At 64.0% G+C, this 14,537-nt stretch carries 14 protein-coding genes; 1 reads left to right on the forward strand and 13 read right to left on the reverse strand.

The genetic code is table 11. From position 1 onward, the window contains the following. Positions 1-118 precede the first annotated feature (118 nt). The 10 genes from sucD to sdhC all read right to left on the reverse strand — a co-directional run bounded on the left by sucD (position 119) and on the right by sdhC (position 9,961). Positions 119-1,003 (reverse strand): succinate--CoA ligase subunit alpha, encoded by an 885-nt coding sequence (gene sucD / locus EV666_RS05220; RefSeq protein WP_132004120.1) that lies wholly within the window; start codon positions 1,001-1,003, stop codon positions 119-121. Further along, positions 1,003-2,202 (reverse strand): ADP-forming succinate--CoA ligase subunit beta, encoded by a 1,200-nt coding sequence (sucC, locus tag EV666_RS05225; protein WP_132004123.1) that lies wholly within the window; start codon positions 2,200-2,202, stop codon positions 1,003-1,005. The genes sucD and sucC overlap by 1 nt, the downstream gene beginning before the upstream one ends. A gap of 87 nt (positions 2,203-2,289) precedes the next feature. Beyond that, positions 2,290-3,276, reverse strand: a complete 987-nt coding sequence (locus tag EV666_RS05230) for a lactate/malate family dehydrogenase (RefSeq protein WP_132004126.1) — start codon at positions 3,274-3,276, stop codon at positions 2,290-2,292. Between the two features lie 277 nt (positions 3,277-3,553). Then, entirely contained in the window at positions 3,554-4,168 is a 615-nt protein-coding gene (locus EV666_RS05235) for a TetR/AcrR family transcriptional regulator (protein ID WP_245514222.1), read from the reverse strand. Then, entirely contained in the window at positions 4,165-5,385 is a 1,221-nt protein-coding gene (gene zapE, locus EV666_RS05240; protein WP_132004601.1) for a cell division protein ZapE, read from the reverse strand. Before zapE ends, EV666_RS05235 begins: the two co-directional genes overlap by 4 nt. Positions 5,386-5,518: 133 nt before the next feature. Continuing rightward, positions 5,519-6,151, reverse strand: a complete 633-nt coding sequence (locus tag EV666_RS05245) for an AprI/Inh family metalloprotease inhibitor (protein ID WP_132004129.1) — start codon at positions 6,149-6,151, stop codon at positions 5,519-5,521. Between the two features lie 175 nt (positions 6,152-6,326). Then, complete coding sequence (locus EV666_RS05250) at positions 6,327-7,112, reverse strand: succinate dehydrogenase iron-sulfur subunit (RefSeq protein WP_132004132.1); 786 nt, start codon at positions 7,110-7,112, stop codon at positions 6,327-6,329. Positions 7,113-7,201: 89 nt separating this feature from the next. Further along, positions 7,202-9,022: a succinate dehydrogenase flavoprotein subunit gene (gene sdhA / locus EV666_RS05255; protein WP_132004135.1), complete on the reverse strand. Its 1,821-nt coding sequence runs from the start codon at positions 9,020-9,022 to the stop codon at positions 7,202-7,204. 105 nt (positions 9,023-9,127) lie between these two features. Next, positions 9,128-9,532: a succinate dehydrogenase, hydrophobic membrane anchor protein gene (sdhD, locus tag EV666_RS05260; RefSeq protein WP_342635645.1), complete on the reverse strand. Its 405-nt coding sequence runs from the start codon at positions 9,530-9,532 to the stop codon at positions 9,128-9,130. Between the two features lie 9 nt (positions 9,533-9,541). Next, the gene (gene sdhC / locus EV666_RS05265) at positions 9,542-9,961 is read right to left on the reverse strand and encodes a succinate dehydrogenase, cytochrome b556 subunit (protein ID WP_132004141.1); all 420 of its coding nucleotides are present in this window, start codon (positions 9,959-9,961) and stop codon (positions 9,542-9,544) included. 473 nt (positions 9,962-10,434) lie between these two features. Between sdhC and EV666_RS05270 the strand changes: the two genes are divergently transcribed. Continuing rightward, positions 10,435-11,322, forward strand: a complete 888-nt coding sequence (locus EV666_RS05270; RefSeq protein ID WP_132004143.1) for a LysR family transcriptional regulator — start codon at positions 10,435-10,437, stop codon at positions 11,320-11,322. Positions 11,323-11,390: 68 nt separating this feature from the next. Here EV666_RS05270 and EV666_RS05275 read toward each other — a convergent pair whose 3' ends face one another. The 3 genes from EV666_RS05275 to EV666_RS05285 form a co-directional block, all read right to left on the reverse strand. After that, positions 11,391-12,470 (reverse strand): MaoC family dehydratase, encoded by a 1,080-nt coding sequence (locus tag EV666_RS05275; protein WP_132004146.1) that lies wholly within the window; start codon positions 12,468-12,470, stop codon positions 11,391-11,393. Positions 12,471-12,592: 122 nt separating this feature from the next. Further along, on the reverse strand, positions 12,593-13,615 hold the full coding sequence (locus tag EV666_RS05280) for a zinc-binding dehydrogenase (protein ID WP_132004149.1): 1,023 nt from the start codon (positions 13,613-13,615) through the stop codon (positions 12,593-12,595). Positions 13,616-13,762: 147 nt separating this feature from the next. Then, positions 13,763-14,515, reverse strand: coding sequence for an SDR family NAD(P)-dependent oxidoreductase (locus tag EV666_RS05285; RefSeq protein WP_132004152.1), 753 nt, complete (start codon positions 14,513-14,515; stop codon positions 13,763-13,765). Positions 14,516-14,537 lie beyond the last annotated feature (22 nt).

Genomic DNA, 14,537 nt, shown 5'->3' on the forward strand with positions numbered 1-14,537 from the left:
GTCGGTGGTCGATCCGCCATTGTTGATGTTCGCCTGGGCCTGTTACTGAAATCCAAAACTGGCGAGGATATGGTGTTTTTCGCCAGTTTTGCCAGTGAACGGCTGCGAACTGCTCACATCAGCCCTTGAGGACCTCAACGAGCGTCTTGCCGAGACGGGCCGGAGACGGCGACACGCGAATGCCGGCGGACTCCATGGCCTCGATCTTGTCCTCTGCGCCGCCCTTGCCGCCGGAGATGATGGCGCCAGCGTGGCCCATGCGGCGGCCGGGAGGAGCGGTGCGGCCGGCGATAAAGCCAACCATCGGCTTCTTGCGGCCGCGCTTCGCCTCGTCCTTGATGAACTGGGCTGCGTCTTCCTCGGCCGAGCCGCCGATCTCACCGATCATGACGATCGACTCGGTCTTTGGGTCAGCCAGGAACATCTCCAGCATGTCGATGAACTCGGTGCCCTTGACCGGATCGCCGCCGATGCCGACAGCCGTGGTCTGGCCGAGGCCTTCGTTGGTGGTCTGGAACACCGCCTCATAGGTCAGCGTGCCGGAGCGCGAGACGATGCCCACATTGCCGGGCTTGAAGATGTTGGCCGGCATGATGCCGATCTTCGACTCGCCAGCCGTGACGACGCCAGGGCAGTTCGGGCCAATGAGGCGCGACTTCGAGCCTTCCAGCGACCGCTTGACGCGCACCATGTCGAGCACCGGAATGCCCTCGGTGATGCAGACGATCAGCGGGATTTCCGCGTCGATGGCCTCGCAGATCGCGTCAGCGGCGCCTGGCGGCGGCACGTACACGACGGAAGCGTTGGCGCCGGTCTTCGCAGCCGCCTCGGCGACGGTGTCAAACACCGGCAGGCCGAGGTGGGTGGAGCCGCCCTTGCCGGGCGCGGTGCCGCCCACCAGGGTCGCGCCATAGGCGATGCCCTGCTCGGAATGGAAGGTGCCGGTCTTGCCGGTGAAGCCCTGGGTGAGGATCCGGGTGTTCTTGTCAATAAGAATGGACATCAGCCCTGCTCCTTCACGGCCTTCACGATTTTCTGCGCTGCGTCATCGAGATCGTCAGCCGGAATGACGTTCAGACCCGAATCACGAATGATCTGCTTGCCTTCCTCGACATTGGTGCCTTCGAGGCGGACGACCAGCGGAACCTGGAGGCCAACGGTCTTCACGGCGGCGATGACGCCGCGCGCGATGACGTCGCACTTCATGATGCCGCCGAAGATGTTGACGAGGATGCCCTTCACGGTCGGATCGGAGGTGATGATCTTGAACGCCGCGGTCACCTTTTCCTCGGAAGCGCCGCCGCCGACGTCCAGGAAGTTGGCCGGCTCTTCGCCGTACAGTTTGATGATGTCGAGGGTCGCCATGGCGAGGCCGGCGCCGTTGACCATGCAGCCAATGGTGCCGTCGAGGGCGATATAGGCCAGGTCGTACTTGGACGCCTCGATCTCCTTGGCGTCTTCTTCGGTGAGGTCGCGCAGCTCCATCACGTCCGGGTGACGGTAGAGGGCGTTGCTGTCGAAGCTGATCTTGGCGTCAAGGCACTTCAGCTGACCCTGGGTGGTCACGATCAGCGGGTTGATCTCGAGCATCGACATGTCCTTGGCCGTGAAGGCCGCGTACAGCGATTCAACCAGCTTGCCGGCCTGCCTGGCGAGCTCACCAGTGAGGTTCAGCGCCTGGGCGACGCGGCGACCGTGGTGCGGCATGACGCCGGTGGCCGGGTCAACCGAGAACGTGAGGATCTTCTCGGGCGTGTCATGCGCGACCTGCTCGATGTCCATGCCGCCTTCCGTCGAAACGACGAAAGCGATGCGGCCGGTCTCGCGATCCACGAGCATCGACAAGTAGAATTCCTTTTCGATGTCGGAGCCGTCCTCGATGTAGAGGCGGTTGACCTGCTTGCCGGCTTCGCCGGTCTGCACGGTCACGAGCGTGGCGCCCAGCATCTGCTGTGCGAATTCACGGACCTCCTCAACCGACTTGGCCAGGCGCACGCCGCCCTTCTCGCCAGCCGAGGCTTCCTTGAATTTGCCCTTGCCGCGACCGCCGGCATGGATCTGGCTTTTCACCACCCAGAGCGGACCGCCGAGCTCGCGCGCGGCAGCCTCCGCTTCTTCCGGAGAAAAGATCGCCTTGCCGCGGGAGACCGGCGCGCCGAACTCCTTGATGACGGCCTTGGCCTGGTACTCGTGGATATTCATACGAAGCGTCCCTCTATGCCCGACGGGGCTTCCTTTGTGAGCGCGCCAGCTTCGGGTAAAGCTGCGCGAACCGTCTGTCTGGCCCCATCAAGGCGCCGTTCCAGTCTGGACAGATGCCGGAGCAATGTCCGCGCAGAGCGCCATGCGCCTTCTGAAGGCGGCGACAGCCCCTGCAAACGTCGCGCGCTCCGCATCATCCAGACTCAACCCGATGATGCGTTCGACGCCGCGCCGCCCAATGACGACCGGCGCGTTCACGACAACGTCGCGCTCGCCATAGTCCCCATCGAGGCGCGCCGCCAGCGTGAGCACGCGTTTCTGATCGCTCAGATAACTTTTTGCCGCGATGACGGCCAAGGCGGCCGGCGCGCTGGACGCCGAACCGGTCTTCAACCCACTTCCAGGCTCGCCCGCAACCTTGCGCGCGCGCGCCACCACGGCCTCGATCCACCCCCGGCCGGACTGTCCTGAAGGGACAATTTCCAGGAGCGGAACACCGGCAACCGTCGAATAGCGCAGGAGGACCGCCGTGTCATCGGCGTCAAACTCACCGCCAATGACATTGACCCGCACATCGGCAACCGCCACATCCAGTTCACGAGCGAACTGGAGCGTGAGTTCCGCTGCGAAAGAAGACGCGGGGACACCCACAATACGTTGCGGCGCCATCCCCGATGCTTCCTGCAATCGCGCCGTCATGATCGCCGCAGGGCCGGCGAGACACACCACAAAGGCGTCACGCGCCACATCGCCAATCACCCTGCCGATCTGAGTCATGGCGGCGGCGTTCATCGCCATCCAGTCATCGCTGGAGGAGAGCGAGGCGGGCGGGAGCCCCGCGGCGACGATGACAACGTCGGCGCCCCGGATATCCGCGAGGTCCTCCGAGGCGACGACATCGAGCGCTTCGCCGGCCACCGCCGCGGCGCGACGCATATCGGCGGCGCGCTTCTCCGCAACGCCCGTGGCGGTGTCGATCAGGCGCAGCCCCGCCACACCGGAGCGATGCAACAGCTGGGCCACCAACTGCCCCGCATGCCCCACGCCAACAATCGCAACGACGCCTGTTCTCATGCCTCTGAGGCCACCGGTTCCTGTTCCCGCCACAATCGGGCATTCAAGCTCGCCAACCGCGACATGTTTCGCAGCGGCAGGGCCGTTTAGACAGGTTCCGCATTATGTTTCAAGTGGTTGACGCCGGCGCCTGGACCCCGCTGGACCCGCCCGCCGACCCACATCAAAAAGTCGGCAACCGACTGGCGACATTACCGAAAATCTAACAAACACTCCCCTTTCCGCCGGGGGGAAAGGTCAATCTACTGCAGTTACAGATTTCTATTTTTGTAAATTGTTACACGATGCCCGCGCGCATGACCCGCAGCACAATGCGCACCGAAGCCTGCAAGCGGTTGTCGATCAGAACCCGGACCCGCGTGGCGTCCTCAAGCACCGGGGAGGGGTGGGTGAAGCGGTGCAGCGCGTCGACAAGAAACGCCAGAGCGGCGTCGCGATCAGAGACTTCGAAAATCCCGGCGATGCGCCCTTCATCAATGACATCGCCGAACAGCCGTCGCACCCGGCCCAGGTGCCGGCGCGCCAGCGGCCGGTTGCCAGACGCAGCGCTGGCGTAAAGCGCGAACACGGGCGGTTCGCGCTCCAGCAGGTCGCGATATCCGCGCGCCAGGGCATAAATCATCCGCTCAAGCTTGTCGTCGGCGGGATCTGGGGCGCCGGCCACATCAGCCAGATGCGCTTCAACCGGCCGCAACGCTGCCGCCGCCACCGCATCGAGAAGGTCCTCGCGCGACGAAAAATACCGGTAGACGTTCGCATGGGTCATGCCGGCTTCCTCGGCGACAGCAACCAGCCGGACCCTTTTTGCGCCGCCCCTGCGCAGATGCTCCGTCGCGATCGTCAGCAACCGTCCCTTCGGATCACCGGACAGGCGACGGTCGGCGGCGGTCACCTGACGCTTCCCTCCGCATCGGCCCCCACGTCCGCCTCTTCCGGATTGGTCAGGTCGCCCAGATCGGTGGGACGCCCATAGGGAAGCGCCAGATAGGCCTCAGACTGCATTTCAATCAGACGTGAAACGGTGCGGTCAAACTCGAACGCTTCACGCCCGGATGTCGCGGTATACAGAGCCGTTGGCTGAGCCTGGGCGGAAGCCAGCAGCTTAACCCGATATTCGTACAGGGTGTCGATCAGCGTGATGAACCGTTTGGCCTCGTTGCGCTTTTCCATCGCCATCACCGGAATGTTTTCGATGATGACGGTGTGAAAATTCTCGGCGATCGCCCGATAATCGGAAGCGCCATAGGCCCGTGCGCACAGGTCATCGAAATCGAAGCGGCCGACGCCAGGACCGGCTTCCGGCACGGAAACCCGATGCCCCTTCACCGTCAGGGTCACCGCCCGTCCATGGGCCATGCCGGACAGACGACGGAAAGCGTCGCGCAGGGCTGCATGGGCTCCTTCATTCGCCGGCGTATGGAAGACCCGCGCGCCGGCGAGCTTCTCCAGGCGAAAATCGGTGCGTGAATCGAGTTGCACCACATCCATATGCGCGGTGATCAGATCGATAAACGGCAGAAACAGCCCGCGGTTGAGGCCATTCTCATACAGGCGGTGCGGCTCGACGTTTGAAGTCGCCACCACGATGACGCCGTGGCTGAACATCGCCTTGAACAGCCGTCCCAGGATCATGGCGTCGGCGATATCCGTCACCGTAAACTCATCGAAACACAACAGCCGCGCCTCGGAAGCCAGCTCCGCTGCCACCACCGGGATTGGATCGACGTCCTTCGTCCTGCCGTCCTTCACCTGCTGCCGGAACGCGAAAATGCGGTCATGGGCGTCAGCCATGAACTCGTGAAAATGCGCCCGCCGTTTGCGGTCGATGGCGATTTCCTCGAAAAAGAGGTCCATCAGCATGGTCTTGCCACGCCCGACCAGACCCCAGATGTACAGGCCGCGCAACGGCGCGGGCGCCGGTGGTTTTCGTCCGAACAGACGACCGAGCAAACCGCCGCTGCCCTGGACCGCCCCGGTCTCCATGCGTTCGAGCAGCGCGTCGAACTCACGTACCAGCATTTCCTGGGCCGGGTCACGTTCAATCGCCTCGCTGGCCACAAGCGCGTCATAGCGCGCCTGCACCTTGCCGGAGCCGTCGCGCCGCGCCATAGCCGATGCAGACTGAACGCCCAATATCCCGCTCCATCCCCGCGACACTGCAGGGGAACTCAAAACCATCTGATCACGGGCAAACGGCGCCCGCAGGCGCCGTTCTGTTTCCAACCGCCCTGTAACGCAAGCCTTATTTGCTCAGTGTCAGCGGCGCGCCGGATTTGGCGATTACGCCATTGAACTGCCCGCCGTTGTCGCGCAGGCGGGCGACGACGCCGCCGCGGGCGTACAGATAGACTTCGCCGTCACGGAACTCCCAGGCGTTGACGCTCTGAAGGTCCTTGTTGGCGCAGCCCGAGGTGCTGGCCCGGTACAGGTCGAGCGACGGGGTTGATGACAGGGTCACGCCGCAATTGCCCGCCGCCTCCCGCGCCGTCCAGCGACCGATGGCGCTGGAACGGGTCGCCGGCGGAGGCGCCGCCGGCGTCGCCGATGGCGTCGTTGCCGGGGAAAGGCCGGCGACATTGGTCCCTCCGGGAGCGGCTGCGCCTGGCATGTTTGGATCAGGCGCGATCACCGCGCCCGGGGCCGGCGGCAGGGGGCTGCTTTCCACACGGCCGGCCGCAGAGGCGCCAAGGCCAGGCTCGATATCCGAGTCCACCGCAGCCTGACGCGAAGGCGCGGACCGCCGGTAACCTCCGCCGTCATCGAAGCGGCTGGACTGGCAGGCGGTGAGCGCCGCGGCGACCGACACAACAGCCGCCAGGCGCAGAAAACCGGCGCCGCTCTTCCGTTCAAGCTGGGAGTAAGTGCCAAACAGCATGTGCGCGTTTCCCGGACCTCTTTGATGCGATCCCCAGCAGGGACCATGCCATGTCTAGCCCGGAACGTGCCCCGGGCGAAACGCCAGTCATCCGATATTCACGTAACTGTGGCCCCAAAACAAGGCGGCGCCGGGCAAGGCCCGACGCCGCGCATGCAAATAACGTCAGGACAGGTCAGACCTGGCGAACCACCATCATCTTCTTGATTTCCGCGATGGCCTTCGCCGGATTCAGGTGCTTGGGGCACACATTGGCGCAGTTCATGATGGTGTGGCAGCGATACAGCCGGAAGGGGTCTTCCAGCTTGTCGAGCCGCGCGCCAGTATCCTCATCGCGGCTGTCAATCAGCCAGCGATAGGCCTGCAGCAGGGCCGCAGGGCCCATGTAGCGACTGCCGTTCCACCAATAACTCGGGCAGGAGGTGCTGCAGCAGGCGCAAAGGATGCACTCGTACAGACCATCAAGCTTCTGCCGGTCTTCCGGCGACTGGCGCCATTCCTTTTCCGGGGCCGGCGTCACCGTCTTCAGGTAAGGCTCGATCGCGGCGTGCTGCGCGTAGAACGTGGTGAGATCCGGCACCAGATCCTTCACCACCGGCATGTGCGGCAGCGGATAAATGCGCACCACGCCCTTGTCGACGCACTCATCAATGCCAATGGTGCAGGCCAGCGTATTGGCGCCGTTGATGTTCATCGAACACGAACCGCAGATGCCCTCACGGCAGGAGCGGCGCAAGGTCAGGGTCGGATCGACGTTGTTCTTGATCCAGAGCAAAGCATCCAGAACCATCGGGCCACAATCATCGCGATCGACGTAGTATGTGTCGATGACAGGATTTTTGCCGTCGTCGGGGTTCCAGCGATAAATCCGGAACGTGGTGATGCGGGCGGCCGAGGCAGGCTTCGGCCAGGTCTTACCCTCGGAAATCCGGGAGTTCTTGGGCAGGGAAAATTCGGCCATCTCGCGTCCAGCCTCAATCTCGTCATCGGCCCGGCGACCTTCGCCGGCCGGGCCATTTCAACGTCCGTCCGGCGTCCGGACGAGGATGCTCAGTACACGCGCGCCTTCGGCTTGATGTACTCGATGTCGTCGGTCATCGTGTAGGTATGCACCGGGCGATAATCGATGGTGACGTTACGGGCGTGATCATCGACCCAGGTCAGGGTGTGCTTCATCCACTCTGCGTCATTCCGGTCCGGGAAATCCTCACGCGCATGGGCCCCGCGGGACTCCTTGCGGTTGACGGCGCCTTCCATGGTGACGACGGCCTGGGTGATCAGGTTGTCGAACTCCAGCGTCTCCAGCAGATCGGAATTCCAGACCAGCGAACGATCGGTGACGCGCACGTCGGCGGCGGAGCGCCACACGTCATGGATGAGCTTCTTGCCCTCTTCCAGAACTTCGCCGGTGCGGAACACGGCGCAGTTGGACTGCATGGTCTTCTGCATGGCGAGCCGCAGCTCCGCGGTCGGCGTCCCGCCATTCGCGTAACGGAACTTGTCCAGACGCGACAGGGCGAGGTCTGCCGAATCAGCCGGCAGGTCAGCGTGCTTCTGGCCGGGCTTGACCAGTTCGGCGGCGCGCAGGCCTGCGGCGCGACCGAAGACCACGAGATCAATCAGCGAGTTGGAGCCGAGACGATTGGCGCCGTGCACCGACACGCAGGCGGCTTCGCCAAGCGCCATCAGGCCGGGAACCACCGAATCCGGATCGCCGCCAACCTTGGTGAGCACTTCGCCGTGATAGTTCGTGGGAATGCCGCCCATGTTGTAGTGCACGGTCGGCAGCACCGGGATCGGCTCGCGCGTCACGTCGACGCCCGCGAAGATCTTGGCGCTTTCGGAGATGCCCGGCAGACGCTCGGCAAGGATCGCCGGATCAAGGTGATCCAGGTGAAGATAGATGTGATCCTTGTTCTTGCCGACGCCACGACCTTCGCGGATCTCGACGGTCATCGAACGGGAGACCACATCGCGCGAGGCCAGGTCCTTGGCGGATGGAGCGTAACGCTCCATGAAGCGCTCGCCTTCGGAGTTGGTCAGATAGCCGCCCTCGCCGCGCGCACCCTCGGTGATGAGGCAGCCGGCGCCATAGATGCCGGTGGGGTGGAACTGCACGAACTCCATGTCCTGCATGGGCAGGCCGGCGCGCAGCACCATGCCGCCGCCGTCGCCGGTGCAGGTATGGGCCGAGGTGGCCGAGAAATAGGCGCGGCCATAACCGCCGGTGGCCAGCATCGTCAGATGCGAGCGGAAGCGGTGAATGGTGCCATCGTCCATCTTGATGGCGATGACGCCGCGGCAGGCGCCATTGTCCATGATCAGGTCGATGGCGAAATATTCGATGAAGAACTCGGTCGAATTGCGCAGCGCCTGGCCATACAGCGTGTGCAGCATGGCGTGGCCGGTGCGGTCAGCGGCGGCGCAGGTGCGCTGGGCTGGCGGACCGTTGCCAAAATCGGTGGTCATGCCGCCGAAGGGGCGCTGGTAAATCTTGCCGTCCTCGGTGCGTGAGAAGGGCACGCCCCAGTGCTCCAGTTCATACACGGCGGCCGGCGCGTTGCGCACGAGATATTCGATGGCGTCCTGATCGCCCAGCCAGTCCGACCCCTTGACGGTGTCGTACATGTGCCACTTCCAGTTGTCCTCGCCCATGTTGCCGAGCGAAGCGGCGACGCCGCCCTGGGCCGCCACCGTGTGAGAGCGGGTGGGAAACACCTTGGTGATGCAGGCGGTGCGCAGACCGGCCTGGGAGCAACCGACGGTGGCGCGCAGACCGGCGCCGCCGCCGCCGACGATCACCACGTCGAACGTATGGTCAGTGATCGGGTAGGCCCGGCCGTTGATGGTGTAGGTAGCAGAGGCTGACATCGATCACCCCGTTGAGGCTCTCCGGGGAAACAGCGAGGCTTCCAGCGGCGGAGAGGCAAAATACGACGATTGAAAAAACGACCGGCGGCAGTCCGCCGGACAGCCTCAGAGCAGCAGGCGTCCGACGCTGAGCTTGACGATGGCGAACACGCCGACCAGCCCGACCGCCGCGCAGAAGAAGGTGTTGGCGATGACCGCGACGACGCGCTGCGCCCTGTTCGGCAGGTAGTCTTCGATCACCACCGTCATGCCGATCCGCATGTGGATGGCGACAGACACCACCAGAAGCAGCAGAACGACCGCCGAGAACGGATGCGACACGATCGCCACCGCGGAGGCATAGTCGCGGCCATAGGCGGCGGCGAGAATCCACAGGAACGGCACGATCAGCAGCAGGTTGGCGAGCGCCGTCAGGCGCTGGCGCCAGAAATGCTCGGTGCCATGATGAGCCGCGCCAAGGCCGGTGACATTGGCGCGGGGCGTGCGGAAAGAACGGTTTTGCGTAGCCATTGCCATGCCTCAGCGCGCCAGCGCCACGATCACCCAGAAGGCGATGGTGAGCACGATGGAGCCAACCAGGGTGAATTTCGCCAGCGCCATGCGGGCGTCGCGCTCGAAACCGGCGCCGGTATCCCAGATGAAGTGACGGATGCCGCCAAGCAGGTGATGGAACAGGGCCCACGTGTAGGCGACCAGCACCAGCTTGCCGATGATCGACGTCATCAGCCAGCGGGCGCATTCATACGGACCAGGACCGGCGGCGAGGGCGAGCAACCAGCCGACGATGAGCACCGTGCCGGCATAGAGCGCCAGGCCCGTCATGCGGTGGAACACGGACATCGCCATGGTCCACGTCCACTTGTAAATCTGAAGATGCGGCGACAGCGGCCGGATATCCTCCAGCCGCCTTGCGGGCGATTTCGCCTGAACCTCCGCCATGAAGACGTCTCCACTCAACCCGCGCGGCGTTCGCCGCAAATGACATCAACGCTGGGGCGCGCGCCACAGGCCTGAACCTGTCGTGACCACGCCGTCTGCAAGGGGCTGCGACACATGGCCCGCCCTAATTTGGAATGGTTCCTAACCAATGTTCGCGTTGCCTGCAACGGACGATTCGACATTCGTGCGAATCAGCCTGCCAACCAGTCGCCGGAACGCATTTACTCCCGCTTGCGCGAACATTGCGCCCGTCATGCGAGGGCAGCCGTCACCACGCACCGCGCAAACATGAAACAGGCGCCGCCTGCCGGTTCAGCAGCTTCCGGCCCCGGCTCCATCAGGATGAAACCGGCTCCGCGATGCGGAACAGCTTGCGGATTGCTGCATCTGTTTAGAATGACGTTAATCTGTAATGGCTCGCAATCAATGAGCTTTTCATGTACCCATCCTTCGCCATTCACGAAGGATGGATCATGCGTTTTGATCTCACCGATCTCCTGCTGTTTCGCAATATCGCTGAGGCCGGCTCCATCACCAGGGGCGCCGAGCGCAGCAATCTGGCGCTGGCGGCGGCCTCAACCCGCGTCCGGCAGATGGAGGAAAGTCTTGGCGCTGCGCTTCTTGTGCGGCGAAGGCAGGGCGTCACTCTCACCCAGCCCGGCATGACGTTCCTGCAGCACGCGCGCACCCTGCTGGGCCAGGCTGAGCGGTTGCGGGAGGATATGGGGCGCTACACCGAGGGACTGGCCGGTCACATCCGCGTGCTGTCCAACACCAATGCCCTGACTGAGTTCCTGCCGGAAGCGCTTTCGGCGTTTCTCGCAGCCCATCCGCATGTTTCCGTCGATCTGGAAGAGCGTCTGTCTGGAGAAATCGTCGGGATGATCGCTGAAGGAGCCGCTGAAATCGGTATCGTCGCCGGCACCGTGGACCGCGGCGCGCTGGAAACGTTCCCCTTCCGGCGCGACCGCTTCGTGCTGGTGGTCGCCCGGGACCATCCACTCGCTGGCGGCGAGACGCAAATACCCTTTGCCGCCATTCTGGATCATGAATTTGTGGGTCTGGACCGTTCCAGCGCCCTGCAACGCTTCCTCGCCGCCAAGGCGGCGCGCGCCGGCCGGCCGCTGCGCCTGCGGGTGCAGTTGCGCTCATTCGATGGCGTATGCCGGCTGGTTGAATGTGGCGTCGGCGTCGGCGTCGTCCCCGAAACCACTGCGCAACGGGCGAAGCGCATCATGAAGATCGCCGCCATTCCCCTCAGCGACGCCTGGGCCGAACGGGAACTGTTCCTTTGCGTGCGGAGCTACGCCGGGCTGACGCCGCTGGCGCGGGAACTGGTCAATCATCTGCAGCGCAACTGAGCCCGGCATGAAAAAGGCGCCCCCAACCGGGGCGCCCCTTCCGATATTGCTGGCCACCGACATTCGCCTTAACGAACCACCAGCACCCAGTAATCGAAGTCGAGAATGACTGACGGGTCCATGTCCTCGCCAACCTTGTACGGATGCGCGGCGCACGGCTGGTTCTTGGTCGCGATGGTGCGCAGACGCAGCGCGCCCACGTCGGAGCGGCCAGGAACCTCCGCCTTGTCCAGCACTTCGGTCCAGGCATAAACCGTATCGCCCGAAAACAGCGGCGCCACGTGACGGCCGCCATTGATCGCCGCGATGTGGAAGGCGTTGCCCAGGCCATTGAACGACAGCGCCCGCGCCAGAGAAATCACTACGCCGCCATAGATCAGGCGCTTGCCGAAGCGTGTGTCCTTCGCGGCGTGGCCGTCGAAGTGCACCTTGGCGGTGTTCTGGTACAGGCGGGTGGCGATCTGCTGTTCAGCCTCCTCCACCGTCATGCCATCGACGTGATCGATACGCTCGCCCACCTCATAATCGTCAAAGCGGTAACGGCTTCCGGCCAGTTCGTTCGACCAGGCGCCCACATCGAGCGCCGGAACGGCGGCGCCAAGATCTGCTGCGGCGACAGCCTTTTCGAGCTGCGGCACATGCTCGCCGGTGGGCGCCGCTGATTCGTCAGCCTTGCGCACCATCACCCACCGCACATACGCCAGCACCGCTTCGCCGTTCTGGTTGTAGCCGGTGGAGCGAACGTAAACGACGCCAGTCTTGCGGTTCGAATTCTCCTTGAGGCCAATCACCTCGGACACGGTGGAGATCGTATCACCCGGATAGACCGGTCGCAGAAAACGGCCTTCCGCATAGCCGAGGTTGGCCACTGCGTTCAGCGAAATATCAGGCACCGTCTTGCCGAACACCACATGGAACACCAGCAGATCATCCACCGGGCTGCGCGCATACCCGATGCTGCGCGCGAACGCGTCGGACGACTGCACGGCGAAGCGGGGCCCGTATAGCGCCGTGTAAAGCGCCACGTCGCCAGTGGTGATGGTGCGCGGCGTCGCGTGACGGATCACCTCGCCGATGCGGAAGTGTTCGAAAAAACGGCCCGGATCGGTCTTCTGCGATACCCCGGACGCCTTGTTGTCTGCAGTCATGGCCAGCTCATATATGAATGCACTCTCCGGCGAAATGAGCGTCAGTTCGCAGGAAGACAATGCGTGAAACCAGAAAGACGGATCGTCCGGGCGACCAGGTGGAAGCCCAGCTCAAGAGCGCATCAAAAGCGCACGATCACCTTGCCGAACGCCTGACGCCCTTCCAGCCGTTCGAGCCCCTTGAGGAAATCCGGCAGCTCGAACACCGAATCGATCACCGGATTCATGCCCCGCGCCATCTTGTCCAGCGACTGGACAATGTTGCCCATGCTGCAGCCGAAGGAGCCGGTGATGCGGTATTGCTGCTGGAACAGCTGCATCAGGTTCAGGGTGGTGGAAATGCCCGAGGTGGAGCCACAGGTCACCAGACGACCGCCGCGCTTGAGGCACAGCAGGCTGCCGTTCCAGGTGTCGACGCCGACGTGCTCGAAAACCACATCGACGCCCTTGCGCCTGGTCGCCTTGCGCACGACGCCTTCGAAGCGCTCGGTGCGGTAGTTGATGACCATGTCGGCGCCAAGCGCCTTCGCCCGTTCGCCCTTGGCGTCGTCACCGACCGTCGTATAGACGTAGCAACCGATATCCTTGGCCATCTTGATGGCGGCGGTGCCGATGCCGGAGCCGCCCGCGTGCACCAGGATGGTTTCGCCAGGCTCGAGTTTTGCATTGTCGAACAGCATGTGCTGCACGGTGCCAAAACCGATCGGCGCGCAGGCGGCGTCATCGAAGCTGACGTTGTCGGGAACCTTTATAACCAGGCGCTCGGGCCGGTTGATCAGTTCCCGGGCAAAACCATCGACATGGAAGCCAAGAATGCCGGCGACGTTCTCACACAAATTGTCGCGGCCTTCCCTGCAAGCCTTGCAATGCCCGCAGGTCTCAGCGCCGTACATCACCACCTTGTCGCCAGCCTGAAAGCGGCTGACGCCTTCGCCAACCGCCACAACCTCCCCGGAAGCCTCGACGCCCGCAACCTGGGGCATCTTGCGGCGGGCGAAGGCCATGCCGCGAAAACCCCAGACGTCGAGATAGTTCAGCGCGATGGCGCGCGTGCGGATCTGCACCTCGCCCGCGGCGGGCGGCGGCGGCGGCTCGATATCGGTGAGGCGAAGATCCCGATCACCAAAAAGCTGAAGTGCGCGCATGGTCGGTCCTGGTGCGCCCGTTTCGGGGCGGTTACGTGCGGCGGCCGAACGGAGCTCGCGCGCCGCCCGCCTGTCCGGCCCGGCCTGCTGCTCCAGCCCGGGCCCATGATCCTGCCGGCGCATCAGGCAACCGGCCAGTGAAGCGCCTCAGTACCGGTGCGCGCTGATCTGGGCCGACAGGCCGCCATCGACCGGCAGCACAGCGCCAGTTATGTATGAAGCGGCGTCGCTGAGAAGGAAGGCCGTCAGCGCCGCAACCTCTTCGGTGCGCGCGAAACGACCGGCCGGAATCTGCTTTTCAAGCGTGGCGCGATGCTCGGCGTAACGCGCCATCATGTCAGTGTCGATGAAGCCAGGCGCTATCGTGTTCACTGTAACGCCACGCTTTGCGGTTTCCACCGCGAGCGTGCGCAACCAGGAGGCCACGGCGCCCTTGGACGCTGCATAGGCCCCATTGCCTGCATTCGCGTGAATGGAGGTAATCGAGCCGATGGCTACGATGCGACCGGAGCGTCCCCGGACCATACCGCGCACCAGCGCCTTGGCGATCGTCGTCAGCGACCAGAAATTGACCTGCATGGCCTCCTCGGCCTTTTCGCGAGCCATCATCGCTGCCAGGGCGTCATAAGACTGACCGGCGTTGTGCACGAAGCCGTAATAACCCTCGTCCTCATGCGCGGCGCAAAAGGCGTCGACGGCGGCCTGATCCGCCAGATCGAGCTGGAAGGCGCGATGGGCTTCGGACGACGACGCTGCGGACAGTTCGGCTACCAGCGCCTCCGCGGCGGAGCCCGACGACCTGTAGGTGAAATCAACGTCGAATCCGGCCTGGGCCAGAGCGCGGACGATCGCCGCGCCAAGCCCCTTGCCCCCGCCCGTCACCAGAACGCGCCTGCTCATAAACCTTCCTTCAAATGAACAC

The organism is Camelimonas lactis, from assembly GCF_004342915.1.
Lineage (GTDB): Bacteria > Pseudomonadota > Alphaproteobacteria > Rhizobiales > Beijerinckiaceae > Camelimonas > Camelimonas lactis.